This is a genomic window from Ensifer sp. PDNC004 (genome assembly GCF_016919405.1).
Lineage (GTDB): Bacteria > Pseudomonadota > Alphaproteobacteria > Rhizobiales > Rhizobiaceae > Ensifer.
Map to the genome: position 1 here is coordinate 3,213,880 of NZ_CP070353.1, position 16,762 is coordinate 3,230,641.

Consider the following 16,762-nt stretch of genomic DNA (forward strand, 5'->3'; position numbering starts at 1 on the left):
GCGATGGTCAGCCGCAAACAAACGGATCGGACTATGGCGGGACGGGATTCAGTGAACGGAATCGCGCATTTTGCTGAAGTGATCGCCCTGGTCTCCCAGGGGCAGCCTGGCCACATCGTCGACACCCTGATTGCCGAACGCGGTCAGCGGATCGTCAAGAGCCCGCTCTGGCCGCTGATGCGGCCTTTTCTCTATACGCTGCTGAATTATCGCAAGGCGCACGAGTTTGCCGATGCGGTCGCCAACATGCCGGGATTCCAGGCCTTCGAGCATCTGAGCTCGCTGTTGTCGCTGGAGGTGCGGGTCGATCGCGCCGAGCGCATTCCGCAGAAAGGTGGCTTCCTGCTCGTCAGCAACCACCCGACCGGCATTGCCGATGGGATCGCAGTCTTCGACCTCTTGAAGAGCCGGCGGCCGGACATGATGTTCTTCGCCAATCGCGATGCGATCCGCGTCAATCCGCGTTTCGTCGAGATGGTCATACCAGTCGAATGGCGTGAGGAACACAAGAGCAAGCTGAAGGCGCGCGAGACGCTGCAGGTCACAAACCGGGCGATCGGCGAGGGCAAGGCGACCGTGCTCTTTCCTTCCGGGCGCATCGCCTATTGGGCCGATGGTTGCCTCAACGAACGGCCATGGAAGACGTCGGCCGTGGGCTTTGCGCGTAAATACGGGCTGCCGATCCTGCCGGTGCATATGAGCGCCCGCAATTCCGGCCTGTTCTACTGGTTCGCCAAATGGTCGACCGAGCTGCGCGACATGACCGTGTTCCACGAGCTGCTGAACAAGAAGGGCGATCTCTTCGACTTTCGCATCGGCAACCTCATTCCGCCGGAGGCGCTGGAGGGCGAAGCGGGCGAGGTGACGAAGGCGCTCGAACGGCACACTGTCTTCGATCTGGCGATGGATGCCGACGCGGCGTTCAGGCCCAGGCTGCAAACGGCGGCCGCGCTCTAGCGACCGTCGTGGTCCACGCAAACGCCATCGGGCTTCACCCCGCGCGGCGGATCGGCTAGGTCTTGAGCCATGCAGCTTCAATCCATGTTCGCCGAAAACTACCGTTCGCTGAAGTCGATCCGCATGGATCTGACCGGGGTCAACCTGTTCATCGGCGAAAACGGCGTCGGAAAGTCCAATCTCTATCGCGCGCTTCAACTCGTGCAAGCCGCCACGCGCGGCACGCTGGCGCGTGAGATTGCCGAGGAGGGCGGCATGTCCTCGGCGCTCTGGAGCGGCCGTCGGCGTGCCGACAAGCCGGCGCGCATAAGGCTCGAAACCGAGCTTCTGGACGAGGAACGGGCGATCACCTTCCGCTACCGCATCGAGGCCGGGCTGCGTCCGCCGAAGGCTGCGGCCGGGTTCGCCTATGAGCCGCAAGTCAAGGAAGAGGAACTGACGGTCGAAACCGGCCGCCGTCCGGTGACGATGATGAAACGATCCGGGCCCGGTATCTTCGTGCGCGGCGAACGCGGGCGGATGGAGGATTATCCGGAGCAGGCGTTGACGTCCGAGACCGCGATCTCGCTGCTCGGCGACGCCGGCCACTACCCGGAGGTCGGCACTTTCCGCCGTGCAGTCGAACAGTGGCGCTTCTTTCACGGCTTCCGCACCGACCGCGATTCGCCGCTGCGGTTGCCCTGCCTTGCGGTGACCGCGCCGCTGCTCGACGAGACCGGCGTCAATATGGCGGCGGTCTTTGCGACGCTCCGCCACACGCGCGAAGACACGGTCGACCTCGACCGGGCGATCGCCGATGCGTTCGGCGGCGCTTACCTCGATGTTCCCGAACCCGGCCAGTTCGCCGAATTCTCGCTGGTCTTTCCGGATTTTCCCAGCCGGCCGTTTTCGCCGCGTGAGCTTTCCGACGGCCAGATGCGCTTCCTGGCGCTCGCCGCCGCTCTGCTCTCCTACCGGCGTCCGCGCTTCATCGCGCTCAACGAGCCGGAGACGAGCCTGCACCCGGACATGCTGCCGGCGCTTGCCGACATGATCGCCAGCGCTTCCAGGGAGAGCCAGATTTGGATCGTCACCCATTCGGAAAGACTGGCGGAAGAAGTGCGCCAGCGCTCAGGTATCCGTCCGCGCCGGGTGATCCGCAAGGACAGCGCCACCTGGATCGACGGCATGCGGCTGACAGGGCTGATGGACGACGAGTAGGCAACAAAAAACCCCGCATCGCTGCGGGGTTTTCTTGTTCATTCCCGAAACAATCAGGCGATCTTCTGGCCGGTCTTGGCCCAGTCGGCCAGGAAGGTTTCGAGGCCCTTGTCGGTCAGCGGGTGCTTGACCAGCGCCTTCAGCGTTGCCGGCGGCGCGGTGACGACGTCGGCGCCGATGAGGGCGGCTTCCTTGACGTGGTTGACCGTGCGGATCGAGGCCGCGAGGATTTCGGTCTCGTAGCCGTAGTTGTCGTAGATGTGGCGGATCTCGCGGATCAGGTCCATGCCGTCGAAGGCGATGTCGTCGAGGCGGCCGACGAATGGCGAGATGAAGGTGGCGCCGGCCTTTGCGGCAAGCAGTGCCTGGTTGGCCGAGAAGCACAGGGTCACGTTGGTCTCGTGGCCGTCCGAGGTCAGCGCCTTGCAGGCCTTCAGGCCGTCGAGCGTCAGCGGCAGCTTGATGCAGATGTTGTCGGCGATCTTCGCGAGAACGGCCGCTTCCTTCATCATCTCGGCATATTCGGTCGCGGTCACTTCAGCCGAAACCGGACCTTCGACGATCGAGCAAATTTCCTTCGTGACTTCCGTGATGTCACGGCCCGACTTCAGGATCAGCGACGGGTTGGTGGTGACGCCATCGAGAAGGCCGAGATCGTTCAGCTCGCGGATTTCCTTGACGTCGGCGGTATCAACGAAAAATTTCATGGGGTCACTCCCTTGGGGCACGATTGCCGTTCGGCGCATATCTACCGGGGAGGAATTCCGTTGGCAGAGATCGCGCGCGTTGAAACTCTGGTGGAACCGTGACAAACCCTGCGGCCTGCAAGGCTGCGGTTCGCAGCGCAGTTTTCTTTAACCGAAACACGTGGCAAGGTCACGGCAAAATGACTCGCGATTCAACCGATTTATTCGGCGATTTGCTCGGGCCCGTTTCGGCCCGTCGCGTCGTGCCGGTCCTGGTGCCCATGCCGGCGCCGAAAGCCTATTCCTATGCGGTTCCCGACGGCATGTCGGTCGAGCCGGGCTCGATCGTGCAGGTGCCGCTCGGCCCCCGCCTCGTCGTCGGCGTGGTCTGGGATGGCGACGATGACGGGAGCGTCGACGCCAAGAAACTCAAGACGATCGAGAAGGCTTTCGACTGCCCGCCGCTAACGCGCGACATGCGGACCTTTCTCGATTGGGTGGCCGCCTATACCGTCACGCCGCCGGGGCTGGTCGCGCGCATGGCGCTTCGCGCACCCGCCGCGTTCGATCCGGAACCGATGGTGGAGGCGCTGCGTCTCACCGAGATGCGACCGGAGCGCATGACGGCGGCGCGCGAACGGGTGATCGCTGCCGCCAGCGACGGCTTTTCATGGACACGCTCGGGGCTGGCGCATGCCGCCGGCACATCTTCGAGCGTCATCGAAGGGCTGACCCAGCAAGGCGTCTTCGAGACCGTCTTCATGGCGCCGCCGCCGGTCGTCGCCCTGCCGGATCCCGATTTTATCGCCCCCCGGCTCGAAGGCCCGCAGAAGGATGCAGCTGCCGATCTGCTGGCAGCGGTCGAGGAGGGCGGTTTCTCGGTGTCGCTGATCGACGGCATCACCGGATCCGGCAAGACCGAGGTCTATTTCGAGGCGATCGCCGCGACGCTTCGGGCGGGCAAGCAGGTGCTGATCCTGCTTCCCGAAATCGCGCTGACGTCGAGCTTCCTCGAACGCTTCCAGGATCGTTTCGGCGCCAAGCCCGCCGAGTGGCATTCGGACTTGGCCCCCCGCACCCGTGAAAAGGTCTGGCGCCAGGTGACGACCGGCACGGTCCGTGTCGTTGCCGGCGCCCGTTCGGCGCTGTTCCTGCCCTTCGAGGAACTGGGTCTCATCATCGTCGACGAAGAGCACGACCCTGCCTACAAGCAGGAAGACCGCGTCTTCTACAATGCGCGCGACATGGCGGTCGTTCGTGGTCGCATCACCGGTTTTCCCGTCGTGCTCGTCTCGGCGACGCCGTCGCTCGAAAGCCGGGTCAACGGTGACGTCGGCCGTTACAAACCGATCCACCTGCCGACCCGTTTCGGTGATGCGGCGCTGCCGCGGCTCGGCGTTGTCGACATGCGCCAGCATCCGCCGGCACGCGGCGGGTTTCTCTCGCCGGTGCTCTTGAACCAGGTCGGCAAGGCGATCGAGCGTGGCGAACAGGCGCTGCTGTTCCTCAATCGTCGCGGCTATGCGCCGCTGACGCTGTGCCGCGTCTGCGGCCATCGCTTCCAGTGCCCGGATTGTTCGAGCTGGCTGGTCGAGCATCGCTTCCGCGGGCAGATCCAGTGCCACCAGTGCGGCTATTCAGAGCGCACGCCGGAAGCCTGCCCGGAATGCGGCACGCTCGATCATCTGGTCGCCTGCGGGCCGGGGGTCGAACGCATTGCCGAAGAGGTGGAGCGGCATTTTCCCGAGGCGCGCACGATCGTGCTTTCTTCCGACCTGATGGGCGTCAAACGGCTGAGGCTGGAGCTTGAAGCCATCACGCGTGGCGAGGCCGATATCGTCATCGGCACGCAACTCGTCGCCAAGGGCCATAACTTTCCGCTGATGACACTGGTCGGCATCGTCGATGCGGATCTGGGACTTGCGAACGGCGATCCGCGTGCGGCGGAGCGGACCTTCCAGCTGCTCTCGCAGGTGACCGGCCGTGCGGGCCGAACGGGTCTCAAGAGCCTTGGGTTGCTGCAGACCTATCAGCCGCAGCATCCGGTGATGCAGGCGATCGTGTCGGGCGATGCCGACGCCTTCTACGATCGTGAGATCGCCGAGCGCGAAAAGGCGCTGCTGCCGCCGTTCGGCCGGCTCGCTTCGCTGATCGTTTCGGCCGACACCCGGCAGGATGCCGAGGGCCATGCTCGGGGCTTGCGAATGGCAGCGCCAAGGACGGATGGCATTTCCATCCTCGGTCCAGCCGAGGCGCCGCTGGCGCTGGTGCGCGGGCGGCATCGCTTCCGGCTGCTGGTGCATGGCCGGCGCAACAGCGACATGCAGGCCTTCGTCAAGGCGATGATCGCCGCCGGCCCCAAGGAGCGCGGCTCGATCAGCGTCCAGCTCGACATCGATCCCCAAAGCTTCCTGTAGTTCAAGTTTCCTGTGATCGCCGCATTGAAGAGGCCGTGGGCGATTCACAACCGGGACGACATGCGCTAGAGGTCAGGGACGCATCGCTCCGGCCGACGACGGAGCGGCATGACAACGGGCTCATCTGCGGGAACGGGCATGGAGTTTTATATTCCGACGGAAACCGGCGAGTTCCTCGCCTTCTGTGCGGCGGCGGCGGCAGCGCTGATCGGCGTCGTCATGCTGTTTGCTCCGCGGCTGACCTTTCGCTTGGCCGGCATCGGCATTGCCGAGGGACGGCGCGGCGGCCTTGCCGAGGCGCGCTCGACCATGGGCGGCATGCATCTGGGACTCGGACTTGCTGCCATTCTGCTCGCCCAGCCGATGGTTTATCTGGCTGTCGGGGCTGCCTTTGCGCTCGCCGCCTTCGGCCGAATCCTCTCTATGATGAGCGACAATGGCAGCACGCTCTACAACTGGGCGGCGCTCATCGTTCAGGCGGCGCTCGCCATCCTTCCGCTCGGCTATGTCTTCGGCATGATCTGATCGCGATTGCGGGCATCCCCGCGATTCACAGCGCAGGACCGAATTTACGGCAAAATTCGGCCAAAGGTGGCCGACTTATGCCGCATTCCTGCCGTTCGCGTGTTGCGAGTCCAAACATCCTATGCTAGACGAACCGCGAATTGCGGGGGAAGTGGGTCGCCAGGCCTCGATATCCTGCAAATTATTGCAGCAAATTCAAGAGCTTAAGTTGACGGCCCACCGCCAGCACCGTTCTTGGATGAAATTGAGAGAAGCTTGTGCCCGTGGCAGACACATCCCAGCTTATTTCCGGTGTTGCAGAAAGATATGCGTCCTCGCTTTTTGAACTCGCGCTCAGCGCCGGTTCGGTCGAGGCAGTCGGTGCGGATCTCACCCGCGTCCAGACCCTGATCGACGGTAGCGACGATCTGAAGCGGCTGATCGCCAGCCCGGTCTTTTCTGCAGACGACCAGTTCAAGGCCATTTCGGCTGTTGCAGCGAAAGCTGGCATCTCCGGGCTCGTCGGCAACTTCCTCAAGGTCGTTGCCCGCAATCGCCGCCTCTTTGCGCTGCCGGGCATGATCAAGGCGTTCCGCCTGATCGCCGCGCGCCATCGTGGCGAAATTTCCGCCGACGTCACGTCGGCCCATGCGCTCTCCGCAGCGCAGGAAACTGAATTGAAGGCGACGCTGAAGAGCGTCACCGGCAAAGACGTGGCGGTCAACGTCACCGTCGACCCGTCTATTCTTGGAGGTCTGATCGTCAAGGTCGGGTCCCGCCAGATTGACACTTCCCTTCGCACCAAACTCTCTAGCCTTAAGCTTGCACTGAAAGAGGTCGGCTGATGGATATCCGCGCCGCGGAAATTTCCGCAATTCTTAAAGATCAGATCAAAAATTTCGGCCAGGAAGCAGAAGTCTCCGAAGTCGGTCAGGTGCTTTCCGTCGGTGACGGTATTGCCCGCGTCTACGGCCTCGACAATGTCCAGGCAGGCGAAATGGTCGAATTCCCGGGTGGAATTCGCGGCATGGCGCTGAACCTCGAAGCCGACAACGTCGGTGTCGTTATTTTCGGTTCGGACCGTGACATCAAGGAAGGCGACACCGTCAAGCGGACTGGCGCCATCGTGGACGTTCCGGTTGGTCCGGAGCTGCTCGGCCGCGTCGTCGACGCGCTCGGCAACCCGATCGACGGCAAGGGCCCGATCAACGCCAAGCAGCGCGCACGCGTTGACGTCAAGGCTCCGGGCATCATTCCGCGCAAGTCGGTTCATGAGCCGATGTCGACCGGCCTCAAGGCCATCGACGCTCTGATCCCGGTTGGCCGTGGCCAGCGCGAACTCGTCATCGGCGACCGCCAGACCGGCAAGACCGCGATCATCCTCGACACGATCCTCAACCAGAAGGCCATTCACGACAATGGTCCGGATGGTGACAAGCTGTATTGCGTCTACGTCGCAATCGGCCAGAAGCGTTCGACGGTTGCCCAGTTCGTGAAGGTTCTGGAAGAGCGCGGCGCCCTGCAGTACTCGATCATCGTTGCTGCAACGGCTTCCGATCCGGCTCCGATGCAGTACCTCGCACCGTTCGCCGGCTGCGCGATGGGCGAATACTTCCGTGACAACGGCAAGCACGCTCTCATCGGCTACGACGACCTGTCCAAGCAGGCCGTTGCCTACCGTCAGATGTCGCTGCTGCTGCGCCGCCCGCCGGGCCGCGAAGCTTACCCGGGCGACGTTTTCTACCTGCACTCCCGCCTGCTCGAGCGCGCTGCAAAGCTGAACGACGACATGGGCGCTGGCTCGCTGACGGCTCTGCCGGTCATCGAAACGCAGGGCAACGACGTTTCGGCGTTCATCCCGACCAACGTGATCTCGATCACCGACGGCCAGATCTTCCTTGAAACCGACCTGTTCTACCAGGGCATCCGTCCGGCCGTTAACGTCGGCCTGTCGGTTTCCCGCGTTGGCTCGGCCGCGCAGATCAAGGCGATGAAGCAGGTTGCCGGCTCGATCAAGGGCGAACTCGCCCAGTATCGCGAAATGGCCGCCTTCGCACAGTTCGGCTCGGACCTCGATGCCGCTACGCAGCGCCTGCTGAACCGCGGTGCCCGCTTGACCGAACTCCTGAAGCAGCCGCAGTTCTCGCCGCTGAAGACGGAAGAGCAGGTCGCTGTCATCTTCGCAGGTGTCAACGGTTACCTCGACAAGCTGCCGGTCAACCAGGTCGGCAAGTTCGAGCAGGGCCTGCTTTCGTACATGCGTTCGGAAGGCAAGGACATCCTGGAAACCATCCGCAAGGACAAGGCGATCTCCGACGACGTCAAGGGCAAGCTGAAGGCTGCAATCGACAGCTTCGCCAAGTCTTTCGCCTGAGCGGATTTCAGTTAGGACGGATAACGGATGCCTTCACTTAAGGATCTGAAGAACCGGATCGCCTCCGTCAAGGCGACGCAGAAGATCACCAAGGCGATGAAAATGGTCGCCGCGGCGAAGCTTCGGCGTGCGCAGGAGGCGGCTGAGGCCGCCCGGCCTTACTCGCAGCGTATGGCTGCCGTTCTCGCCAACATCGCCCAGGCGGTTGGCGCGGACGACAGCGCGCCTGCGCTGATGACCGGAACCGGCAAGGACGATACGCACCTTCTGGTCGTCTGCACGGCTGAACGCGGCCTTTGCGGCGGCTTCAACTCGCAGATCGCCCGTCATGCCCGCGACCACGTTCGCAAGCTGCTTGCAGCCGGCAAGACGGTCAAGATCATCTGCGTCGGCAAGAAGGGCTTCGATATTCTGCGCCGCGAATACGCGTCGCTGATCATCGATCGTGTCGACCTGCGTGAGGTCAAGAAGATCGGCTTTGAAAACGCCGACCAGATTGGCCACAAGGTCATCGCGCTCTTCGAAAAGGGCGAGTTCGATGTCTGCACGCTGTTCTATTCTGAGTTCAAGTCCGTTATCGCCCAGATTCCGACGGCTCAGCAGCTGATCCCCGCTTCGGCCGGCCCGGTCGCAGCGGAAGCATCGGATGCTTCGGCTGTCTACGAATATGAGCCGGACGCGGGCGCGATCCTCAGCGATCTCATTCCGCGCAACATTTCGGTGCAGATCTTCCGGGCCTTGCTCGAGAACGTCGCAGGCGAAATGGGTGCCAAGATGAGCGCGATGGATAACGCGACGCGCAATGCTGGTGAGATGATCAACAAGCTGACGCTGAACTACAACCGTCAGCGCCAGGCTCAGATCACCAAGGAACTCATTGAAATCATCTCGGGCGCGGAAGCGCTCTAAGGTCACGAGAAGAGGGTAAGGATTATGGCTAAGGCAGCTACCCCGAAAGAAACCGCAGCGGAGAAGAAGCCTGCTGCACCGAGGAAGGCAGCTTCCGCCAAGACCGCAGCAGCAGCCGCAACCGGCGCTGTCGGTCGCGTAACGCAGGTCATCGGCGCCGTCGTCGACGTCGCGTTCGATGAAGGCCAGCTTCCGCAGATCCTGAACGCGCTGGAGACCGACAACAACGGTAACCGCCTCGTTCTCGAAGTCGCACAGCACCTCGGTGAAAACTCCGTTCGCACGATCGCCATGGACTCGACCGAAGGTCTGGTGCGCGGCCAGTCGGTTACCGACACCGGCGCACCGATCACGGTTCCGGTTGGCGACGAAACGCTCGGCCGTATCATGAACGTCATCGGCGAGCCGGTTGACGAAGCCGGTCCGCTCGTCACCTCCGGCAAGCGCGCCATCCACCAGGAAGCGCCGTCCTACGTCGAGCAGTCGACGGAAGCGCAGATCCTCGTCACCGGCATCAAGGTCGTCGACCTTCTCGCTCCTTACGCAAAGGGCGGCAAGATCGGCCTCTTCGGCGGTGCAGGCGTCGGCAAGACCGTTCTCATCATGGAACTGATCAACAACGTCGCCAAGGCGCACGGTGGTTACTCGGTGTTCGCAGGCGTGGGTGAACGTACCCGCGAAGGCAACGACCTCTACCACGAAATGATCGAGTCCGGCGTTAACAAGCACGGCGGCGGTGCAGGCTCCAAGGCTGCCCTCGTATACGGCCAGATGAACGAACCGCCGGGCGCCCGCGCTCGCGTCGCTCTGACCGGTCTGACGATCGCTGAAGACTTCCGCGACAAGGGCCAGGACGTTCTGTTCTTCGTCGACAACATCTTCCGCTTCACCCAGGCAGGCTCCGAAGTGTCGGCTCTGCTCGGCCGTATCCCGTCGGCCGTGGGTTACCAGCCGACGCTGGCGACCGACATGGGTCAGATGCAGGAACGCATCACCACCACGACCAAGGGCTCGATCACCTCGGTTCAGGCCATCTACGTTCCGGCCGACGACTTGACCGACCCGGCGCCGGCAACCTCGTTCGCCCACCTGGACGCAACGACCGTTCTGTCGCGCTCGATCGCCGAAAAGGGTATCTACCCGGCCGTTGACCCGCTCGACTCGACCTCGCGCATGCTCGACCCGATGATCGTCGGCGAAGAGCACTACGAAGTGTCGCGTAAGGTGCAGACGACCCTGCAGCGCTACAAGGCTCTCCAGGACATCATCGCCATCCTGGGCATGGACGAACTGTCTGAAGAAGACAAGCTGGCCGTTGCCCGCGCTCGTAAGATCGAACGCTTCCTGTCGCAGCCGTTCTTCGTCGCCGAAGTCTTCACCGGTTCGCCGGGCAAGCTCGTTGCGCTCGAAGACACGATCAAGGGCTTCAAGGGCTTGGTCAACGGCGAGTACGACCATCTGCCGGAAGCTGCCTTCTACATGGTTGGCTCGATCGAAGAAGCGATTGAAAAGGCCAAGAAGCTGGCTGCTGAAGCCGCTTGATAGCACTGTTAAGCCTCGGCGCTGCACAAGCGCCGAGGCTTTCATCCTGTCCTTTCGCAAGGATAGGGAAGACATGCACAGCCGCCTCTCAGGTGGCGCGCCCACAAGAAGTGAATGGTCATGGCCGATTTCAACTTTGAGCTTGTTTCCCCCGAGCGCCTGCTCGTCTCCGAAAAGGTGACGGAAGTCGTCATTCCGGCGACCGAGGGCGAGATGACCGTGATGGCCAATCACGCGCCGACGATGACGACGGTGAAGCCCGGCGTGGTCACGGTGAAGCTGGCCGACGGCAAGACGGAGCGCTTTGCGGTGTTTGGCGGCTTTGCCGACATCCTGCCGACCGGCTGCACGCTGCTCGCCGAATCCGCCGTTCATGTCGATGAACTCGACCGCACGGCTCTCGAAAGCCGTATCGACGCGGTTCGCGCCGAGCTGGAAGGCGCCGGTGACGAGAAGAAGACCCGTCTGGAGCAGTTCGTCGCGGAACTGACGAAGCTCGGCGAGACCGTCATCCCGGCCTGAAAGGGACACCCGGAAGGGTGAAGCGCAGAAACAAAGCCCCGCCTTCGAGCGGGGTTTTTTTATGCATTCATCCGGGCCGCTCCCGCTGCAACGCGGCTGGTGGCTCCCATCGGCGACTTTAGCTATTCTTCACCGTCGATCCTGTATTCATCGATGACCACGCAGCCCACGAGGAAAGACCGCTGGCATGACGTCTAAGATTGTTCCTGTCATCATGGCCGGTGGAAAGGGCACCCGACTGTGGCCGCTCTCGCGCTCCGCCGCGCCGAAGCAGTTCCTGCAGATCCTTTCCGAGCGATCGCTGTTCCAGCAGACGCTCGCGCGTGTCGGCGACCGGACGCGATACGAGCCGGCGATCGTCGTCACCAACAGCGACTTTCGCTTCATCGTCGCCGAGCAGGCGCGCACGATCGAGGCCGAGCTCGGCGACATTCTCCTGGAGCCGGTGGCGCGCAACACCGCACCGGCCCTTGCCGCTGCCGCCTTCGCAGTGCTTGGCCGTTACGGCGAAGGCGCGATCATGCAGGTGCTCGCCTCCGATCACGAGATCGACGCCGGCGTCCTCTACGAGGACTGTATCCTGAGAGCGCAGGCGGCCGCCAAGCGGGGAGAGCTGGTGACGTTCGGCATCACCCCGACTGAACCGGCAACCGGCTACGGCTATATCGAGTGCGGCGACGAACTGGCCGAAGGCACGAACCGGGTGGCGCGCTTCGTCGAGAAGCCGGATCGGGTGAAAGCCGAGGCGATGATCGCGACCGGGCGCTATCTCTGGAACTCCGGCCTGTTCATGCTGCCGGTGACGCTCTTTCTCGACGAGTTGAAACAGTTTGCGCCGGAGGTTTTCGACGCAACGAAGGCTGCGGTCGAAGGCGCCTACAGGGATCTCGACTTCATCCGGCTGCATAGCGAGAGCTTTGCTGCAGCACCGGATATTTCCGTCGATTATGCGGTGTTCGAAAGGACCGAGCATGCCACCGTCGTGCCGTCATCCTTCCCCTGGTCGGATCTCGGAAGCTGGGACGCGGTGTGGAAGACCGGGCTCAAGGACGCCGATGGCAATGTCGTGACGGAGAGGGCGACGGTCTCGAACACCCGCAACTCGCTGGTTCTGTCGCGCGACATTCACCTGGCGGTCCAGGGGCTGGAAGACGTGGCTGTCATTGCCGGCGAGGACGCCGTCTACGTCGGGCGGCTGGATGACAGCCAGAGCGTCGGCCATATCGTCAAGGCGCTCGCCCGCTCTCCCAAAACCGCGGCGCTGACGGAAGTGCATCCGACCTCCTATCGTCCCTGGGGCGCGGTGGCCGCACTGTCCGACGGTGAGCGCTTCTCGGTGAAACGCCTACACGTGACGCCCGGCAAGAAGATCTCGCTGCAGAAGCACCATCACCGTGCGGAGCACTGGGTCGTCGTGCGCGGCACGGCGGAGATCACCATGGGTGGCGAGACGCGGCTGCTCCACGAGAACGAGTCGGTGTTCATTCCGCAGGGCACGGTGCACCGGCTGCACAATCCGGGCAAAATCCCGCTGGAACTGATCGAGGTGCAGACCGGTTCCTATCTCGGCGACGACGACACCGTCCGCATCGAGGACGAATTCGGCCGCGAATAGGCGCATCGCATCGTTGTCCTACGGCGAAACGAAAAATGCCCGGGCGAAACCCGGGCATTGAAGTCGGCGCTTCAGGACTGATTGGCTCAGCCGGCGACGCGCGCGCTCTCGCCCTTCTGGGCGTAGTAATGGCCGAAGCGGTTTGCGAGGAAGGTGTCGAGGCCGATGTCTTCCTGGCGAACGAAACCCTTCTGCGCGATCTTGCCTTCGGCAAGCAGATCGAGCACGGCGCAGATGCTGCCGGCGGTGGTGATCTGGATGCCGCTCTGCATGCGACCGGCAACTACGCCGCTATAGACCTTGTTGGCGTAGGTTTCCTGGATCAGGCGACCGTCGCGGAAGCCCGAAACGGTGACGAAGATCACGACGACGTCCTGGGTGGTGGTCGGCAGCGAATTTTCGAAGATGTCCTTGAGGACTTCGCGGCGGTGACGCAGGCCGAGGTCGTTGAGGAGCGCCTTCATGATGGCGGCGTGACCCGGGTAGCGGATCGTCTTGTAGTTCAGCGTGCGGACCTTGCCCTTCAGCGTTTCGCACAGCGTGCCGAGGCCGCCCGAGGTGTTGAAGGCTTCGTAGGTAACGCCGTCGAGCGAGAACTCTTCGCGCTCTTCCATGGCCGGCACTTCGATCAGGTTGCTCTCAACGATCGCTTCGCAGGGCTCGATGTATTCGTTGATGACGCCGTCGGTGCTCCAGGTGAGGTTGTAGTTGAGCGCGTTCGACGGGTACTGCGGCAGGGCGCCGACGCGCATGCGCACGCTTTCCAGCGTCTGGAAGCGGCTGGCGAGGTCGTTGGCGACGATCGAGATGAAGCCCGGTGCGAGGCCGCACTGCGGAATGAAGGCGGTGTTTGCCTTGGCGGCGATCGCCTTGACCTGGCGGGTGGATTCGACGTCTTCGGTAAGATCCAGGTAGTGGATGCCGGCTTCGGCAGCGGCTTCGGCGATGGCGACCGTCAGGTGGAACGGAGCCGCGCTCAGAACCGCGAACTTGCCGGAGAGAAGCGCGACGAGCGCGTTCTTGTCGCCGATGTCGACGGTCGCCGTCGTGATCGCGGCATGCTTTTCGACCTGCTCCAACTGCTCGGCGGCGCGGTCGGCGACGCAGACGCTGTAGTCGCCGGTGTGTGCCAGCATGCGAGCGATGGTGGAGCCGATCTTGCCTGCTCCGATGACGACGATATTCTTCATTCTTTCCCCCAGGGCATGAGAACTGTTTGTGTCTCTATTGTTGTGGGAGGGGCTGTTGATTTGAAGCGCTGATGTGACTAAATCGCCTATCTAAATTCGGCAGATTGCCCAACTGGACCGACGAAATGCAGATTACGGACAAGGATCGCGAGCTCCTCGCCATCTTGAGCGAAAACGCCCGCATGCCGACGGCGACGATTGCCCGAAGGCTCGGCCTGTCGCGCACGACGGTGCAGGCTCGCATCGAGCGGCTGGAGCGCGAAGGCATCATCGCCGGCTATGGCGTGCGCCTGTCGGAAAGCTACGAGAAGGGGCTTGTCAAGGCGCATGTGCTGATCACCATTGCGCCGCGGGCGCTTTCGCGCGTGACCCCGGAGCTGAGCGCCATCCGGGAAATCCAGACGCTGCATTCGGTCAGCGGCAGCTTCGACCTGATTGCCGTCGTTGCCGCGACGTCGATCAGCGAACTCGACCTGCTGATCGATCGCATCGGCGAGATCGACGGCGTCGACCGGACGCTGTCGTCGATCATTCTCTCGACGCGGATCGATCGCTAGACCGTCCTTCGGTTCGAGCGACAGGCGGCGCGATCATCAGGGCGGGCTGGCGGCCGGTTCGGATTCCTCTTTGCCCGTGCCCGTTCCGTCCGGCACCTTGGCCGGGGCGTTCCAGGCACTCGGTCCCCGAACGAAACTGCGCAGGCTGCCATCGCCATAGGCGAGCCACTTGCTGCGGTCGAAATATTGCTCGGCAATGCTCTTCGGGCGGGCACGGGCGGACTGGTTGGCGAGGAAATTGTAGCGCTGTGTCTCCTCGTCGGATTCACGCTTGAGCTGGATGCGGCTGCCAAAGCGCTTGAGGTCGAATTCCCTCAGCGCCTGGATCTGCAAGGTGACGCTGGCCGCATCCGCCCAGCGCACGTGATCGAGGAAGACGGATGCCGCCCGCGCTGCTGCCGTCGTCACCGCCTGGCTGTCCTCCTGGCGCTCGATGTTGAGCTTGACGCGGAACGACGAGATCTCCTCCTCGCCGCTGCCCTTGACGAAGATGAAGATCGACGAGGGTTTGTCCTCGCCCGGCCGGGGCAAGGAAATCAGCGAGGAGCATTCCCACTGGGCCCGTTCGCCGGCGCTCGATCTCCATTCGAGTTCCCGAAATCCGGCATCGCGCAACTCGTCGCAAAGCGCCTTTGGGTCGCTGCGGATGACGCGCAGGAACTGCTGCTCCGGTGTCTCTAGGTCCTGGAAGGTCCAGGCGGGCAGGACGACGCGCGGCGGCACGCGCCTCTCGCGCTTCGTGCCCGTCGTCTCGTCTGGTCTCCCTCTTTCGAGAAAGGTCGTCGGCAGGCCGAGTGCGAGCAGAACCTTCTTCAGATTGCGTTGCTCGTTGGCGAGCAGGGCCGTCGCGACGATGGCGGTGACGATCAGCAGCAGGGCCACGATGAAGAAGCGCAGACCGGTGCTTCGGGTCGGCTTGCCGGCGGGCGTCTTGCCTTTGGCCGTGCTCATGCAGCCTCGCTCGCCCGATGATGGGCGATGAGTTGCGGAGCCTCCAGCGAAGGGCGGTCGGTCTGCCGGGTTTCCATGATCTCAGGCTAGCAAGATGTCCAAGCCTTCTTCATCCTCGAAATCCGTCGCGGCGGCAATATGCAACCACCGATAACCGCGTGGCGACTGTTGCATCCCGGCACAACGCGCCGGTGAAGCATCGCCGGCGTGAACTAAAAAGTTGAAATCCGGAAGTGACTGCCTAACTAGCGTCCGCAGACATTCAAACCGGAGCGCATGTCCGTCATGACAGAGCCGACATCCGCAACGCCGTCGATCGACGCAGCACTGGTGCGCCGGCTACTCGCGGCGCAGTTTCCGCAATGGTCGGAACTCGACATAAGGCCGATCGAACCGGGCGGCTGGGACAACAGGACGTTTCGCCTCGGCGACCGGATGACCGTCCGGTTGCCGAGCGCCGAACACTACGTTCTGCAGGTGGAGAAGGAACATCGCTGGCTGCCGCTGCTGGCGCCGCAACTGCCGCTGCCCATTCCGGTGCCTCTCGGAAAGGGCGTGCCGGGAGAGGGTTTTCCCTGGCCCTGGTCGGTCTATCGATATCTTACCGGGGACACACTGGCTGTGGAGCGGGTCGATGATGTCGGGCAGGTGGCGAAGGACCTGACGCGGTTCCTGCGCGCGCTGATGCAAGCAGATGCCGCTGGCGGGCCCATGCCCGGCGATCACAACTTTCATCGCGGCGGACCATCCGCCTTCTACGACGCGCAGACGCGCCAGGCGCTTACGCTGCTTGCGGGCGATGTCGACACGATGGCGGCAGCAGAGGTCTGGGAGGCCGCACTTGCCGCACCCTTCGAGGGAGCGCCCGTCTGGTTTCACGGTGATATCGCCTGGGGCAACCTGCTGGTCGAGAACGGCAGCCTCAGCGGCGTCATCGACTTCGGAACCTCCGGCGTCGGGGATCCCGCCTGCGATCTGGCGATCGCCTGGACGTTCTTCGATGGCGAAAGCCGCGAGGTCTTCCGCGACGGCATGGCTCACGATCACGGCGCCTGGGCGCGGGGCCGCGGCTGGACGCTGTGGAAGGCGCTGATCGTAATTGCCGGCATGGCTGGCGCGCCGGCGAGCGAAAAGGCCAAGCAGCGCGTGGTGATCGACGAGGTGCTTGCGGATCACCGTCGCTACGGCTGAGACCGGTTGCGCGCCGGCCAGGCGCCGACTTGACCCCGGCGCAAATTGCCTCTAGGTCAGGCGCACGCGGGACGACCCGCGTCGGTGTTTCGCCTGGGGACGGCCCCATTATCTCGACCGAGATATTGGAGACGATCGTACCATGCA

15 protein-coding genes are annotated in these 16,762 nt (G+C 63.2%); 12 read left to right on the forward strand and 3 right to left on the reverse strand.

Features of this window, described 5'->3' with window-relative positions; genetic code table 11:
- Nucleotides 1-33: 33 nt before the first annotated feature.
- The gene (locus tag JVX98_RS23825; RefSeq protein ID WP_192450961.1) at nucleotides 34-957 is read left to right on the forward strand and encodes a GNAT family N-acetyltransferase; all 924 of its coding nucleotides are present in this window, start codon (nucleotides 34-36) and stop codon (nucleotides 955-957) included.
- 69 nt (nucleotides 958-1,026) lie between these two features.
- A complete protein-coding gene (locus JVX98_RS23830) occupies nucleotides 1,027-2,157 on the forward strand; it encodes an AAA family ATPase (protein ID WP_205237594.1) in 1,131 nt (376 codons plus the stop codon).
- Nucleotides 2,158-2,210: 53 nt separating this feature from the next.
- On the opposite strand, the gene fsa is transcribed toward JVX98_RS23830, so the two are convergent.
- Nucleotides 2,211-2,864: a fructose-6-phosphate aldolase gene (gene fsa / locus JVX98_RS23835; RefSeq protein WP_192450959.1), complete on the reverse strand. Its 654-nt coding sequence runs from the start codon at nucleotides 2,862-2,864 to the stop codon at nucleotides 2,211-2,213.
- A gap of 179 nt (nucleotides 2,865-3,043) precedes the next feature.
- On the opposite strand from fsa, the gene JVX98_RS23840 reads away from it, so the two are divergent.
- The 8 genes from JVX98_RS23840 to JVX98_RS23875 all read left to right on the forward strand — a co-directional run bounded on the left by JVX98_RS23840 (nucleotide 3,044) and on the right by JVX98_RS23875 (nucleotide 12,726).
- Nucleotides 3,044-5,260, forward strand: coding sequence for a primosomal protein N' (locus JVX98_RS23840; RefSeq protein WP_205237595.1), 2,217 nt, complete (start codon nucleotides 3,044-3,046; stop codon nucleotides 5,258-5,260).
- Between the two features lie 138 nt (nucleotides 5,261-5,398).
- Nucleotides 5,399-5,785, forward strand: coding sequence for a hypothetical protein (locus JVX98_RS23845; RefSeq protein ID WP_043619162.1), 387 nt, complete (start codon nucleotides 5,399-5,401; stop codon nucleotides 5,783-5,785).
- A gap of 263 nt (nucleotides 5,786-6,048) precedes the next feature.
- Nucleotides 6,049-6,609, forward strand: coding sequence for a F0F1 ATP synthase subunit delta (locus JVX98_RS23850; protein ID WP_305728137.1), 561 nt, complete (start codon nucleotides 6,049-6,051; stop codon nucleotides 6,607-6,609).
- A complete protein-coding gene (gene atpA, locus JVX98_RS23855; RefSeq protein ID WP_043619148.1) occupies nucleotides 6,609-8,138 on the forward strand; it encodes a F0F1 ATP synthase subunit alpha in 1,530 nt (509 codons plus the stop codon). Before JVX98_RS23850 ends, atpA begins: the two co-directional genes overlap by 1 nt.
- A 27-nt stretch (nucleotides 8,139-8,165) precedes the next feature.
- Complete coding sequence (locus JVX98_RS23860) at nucleotides 8,166-9,047, forward strand: F0F1 ATP synthase subunit gamma (protein WP_043619147.1); 882 nt, start codon at nucleotides 8,166-8,168, stop codon at nucleotides 9,045-9,047.
- Nucleotides 9,048-9,071: 24 nt separating this feature from the next.
- Complete coding sequence (gene atpD / locus JVX98_RS23865) at nucleotides 9,072-10,589, forward strand: F0F1 ATP synthase subunit beta (protein WP_043619145.1); 1,518 nt, start codon at nucleotides 9,072-9,074, stop codon at nucleotides 10,587-10,589.
- Between the two features lie 120 nt (nucleotides 10,590-10,709).
- Complete coding sequence (locus JVX98_RS23870; RefSeq protein WP_192450957.1) at nucleotides 10,710-11,111, forward strand: F0F1 ATP synthase subunit epsilon; 402 nt, start codon at nucleotides 10,710-10,712, stop codon at nucleotides 11,109-11,111.
- A 187-nt stretch (nucleotides 11,112-11,298) separates the two neighbouring features.
- On the forward strand, nucleotides 11,299-12,726 hold the full coding sequence (locus JVX98_RS23875; protein WP_205237596.1) for a mannose-1-phosphate guanylyltransferase/mannose-6-phosphate isomerase: 1,428 nt from the start codon (nucleotides 11,299-11,301) through the stop codon (nucleotides 12,724-12,726).
- 86 nt (nucleotides 12,727-12,812) lie between these two features.
- On the opposite strand, the gene JVX98_RS23880 is transcribed toward JVX98_RS23875, so the two are convergent.
- The gene (locus JVX98_RS23880) at nucleotides 12,813-13,916 is read right to left on the reverse strand and encodes a saccharopine dehydrogenase family protein (protein WP_192450955.1); all 1,104 of its coding nucleotides are present in this window, start codon (nucleotides 13,914-13,916) and stop codon (nucleotides 12,813-12,815) included.
- Between the two features lie 125 nt (nucleotides 13,917-14,041).
- Here JVX98_RS23880 and JVX98_RS23885 point away from each other — a divergent pair, with 125 nt between their 5' ends.
- The gene (locus tag JVX98_RS23885; RefSeq protein WP_043619168.1) at nucleotides 14,042-14,473 is read left to right on the forward strand and encodes an Lrp/AsnC family transcriptional regulator; all 432 of its coding nucleotides are present in this window, start codon (nucleotides 14,042-14,044) and stop codon (nucleotides 14,471-14,473) included.
- A 36-nt stretch (nucleotides 14,474-14,509) separates the two neighbouring features.
- Here the strand turns inward: JVX98_RS23885 and JVX98_RS23890 are convergent, their stop codons facing one another.
- Nucleotides 14,510-15,424 (reverse strand): DUF6030 family protein, encoded by a 915-nt coding sequence (locus tag JVX98_RS23890; protein WP_246764941.1) that lies wholly within the window; start codon nucleotides 15,422-15,424, stop codon nucleotides 14,510-14,512.
- Nucleotides 15,425-15,709: 285 nt separating this feature from the next.
- Between JVX98_RS23890 and JVX98_RS23895 the strand changes: the two genes are divergently transcribed.
- Nucleotides 15,710-16,615, forward strand: coding sequence for an aminoglycoside phosphotransferase family protein (locus tag JVX98_RS23895; RefSeq protein ID WP_205237597.1), 906 nt, complete (start codon nucleotides 15,710-15,712; stop codon nucleotides 16,613-16,615).
- The last annotated feature ends 147 nt before the right edge of the window (nucleotides 16,616-16,762 follow it).

Coding starts and splice junctions, on each gene's coding strand:
- JVX98_RS23825 (WP_192450961.1), top strand. CDS start 34: ATGGCGGGACGGGATTCAGTGAACGGAATCGCGCATTTTGCTGAAGTG.
- JVX98_RS23830 (WP_205237594.1), top strand. CDS start 1,027: ATGCAGCTTCAATCCATGTTCGCCGAAAACTACCGTTCGCTGAAGTCG.
- fsa (WP_192450959.1), bottom strand. CDS start 2,864: ATGAAATTTTTCGTTGATACCGCCGACGTCAAGGAAATCCGCGAGCTG.
- JVX98_RS23840 (WP_205237595.1), top strand. CDS start 3,044: ATGACTCGCGATTCAACCGATTTATTCGGCGATTTGCTCGGGCCCGTT.
- JVX98_RS23845 (WP_043619162.1), top strand. CDS start 5,399: ATGGAGTTTTATATTCCGACGGAAACCGGCGAGTTCCTCGCCTTCTGT.
- atpA (WP_043619148.1), top strand. CDS start 6,609: ATGGATATCCGCGCCGCGGAAATTTCCGCAATTCTTAAAGATCAGATC.
- JVX98_RS23860 (WP_043619147.1), top strand. CDS start 8,166: ATGCCTTCACTTAAGGATCTGAAGAACCGGATCGCCTCCGTCAAGGCG.
- atpD (WP_043619145.1), top strand. CDS start 9,072: ATGGCTAAGGCAGCTACCCCGAAAGAAACCGCAGCGGAGAAGAAGCCT.
- JVX98_RS23870 (WP_192450957.1), top strand. CDS start 10,710: ATGGCCGATTTCAACTTTGAGCTTGTTTCCCCCGAGCGCCTGCTCGTC.
- JVX98_RS23875 (WP_205237596.1), top strand. CDS start 11,299: ATGACGTCTAAGATTGTTCCTGTCATCATGGCCGGTGGAAAGGGCACC.
- JVX98_RS23880 (WP_192450955.1), bottom strand. CDS start 13,916: ATGAAGAATATCGTCGTCATCGGAGCAGGCAAGATCGGCTCCACCATC.
- JVX98_RS23885 (WP_043619168.1), top strand. CDS start 14,042: ATGCAGATTACGGACAAGGATCGCGAGCTCCTCGCCATCTTGAGCGAA.
- JVX98_RS23890 (WP_246764941.1), bottom strand. CDS start 15,424: ATGAGCACGGCCAAAGGCAAGACGCCCGCCGGCAAGCCGACCCGAAGC.
- JVX98_RS23895 (WP_205237597.1), top strand. CDS start 15,710: ATGACAGAGCCGACATCCGCAACGCCGTCGATCGACGCAGCACTGGTG.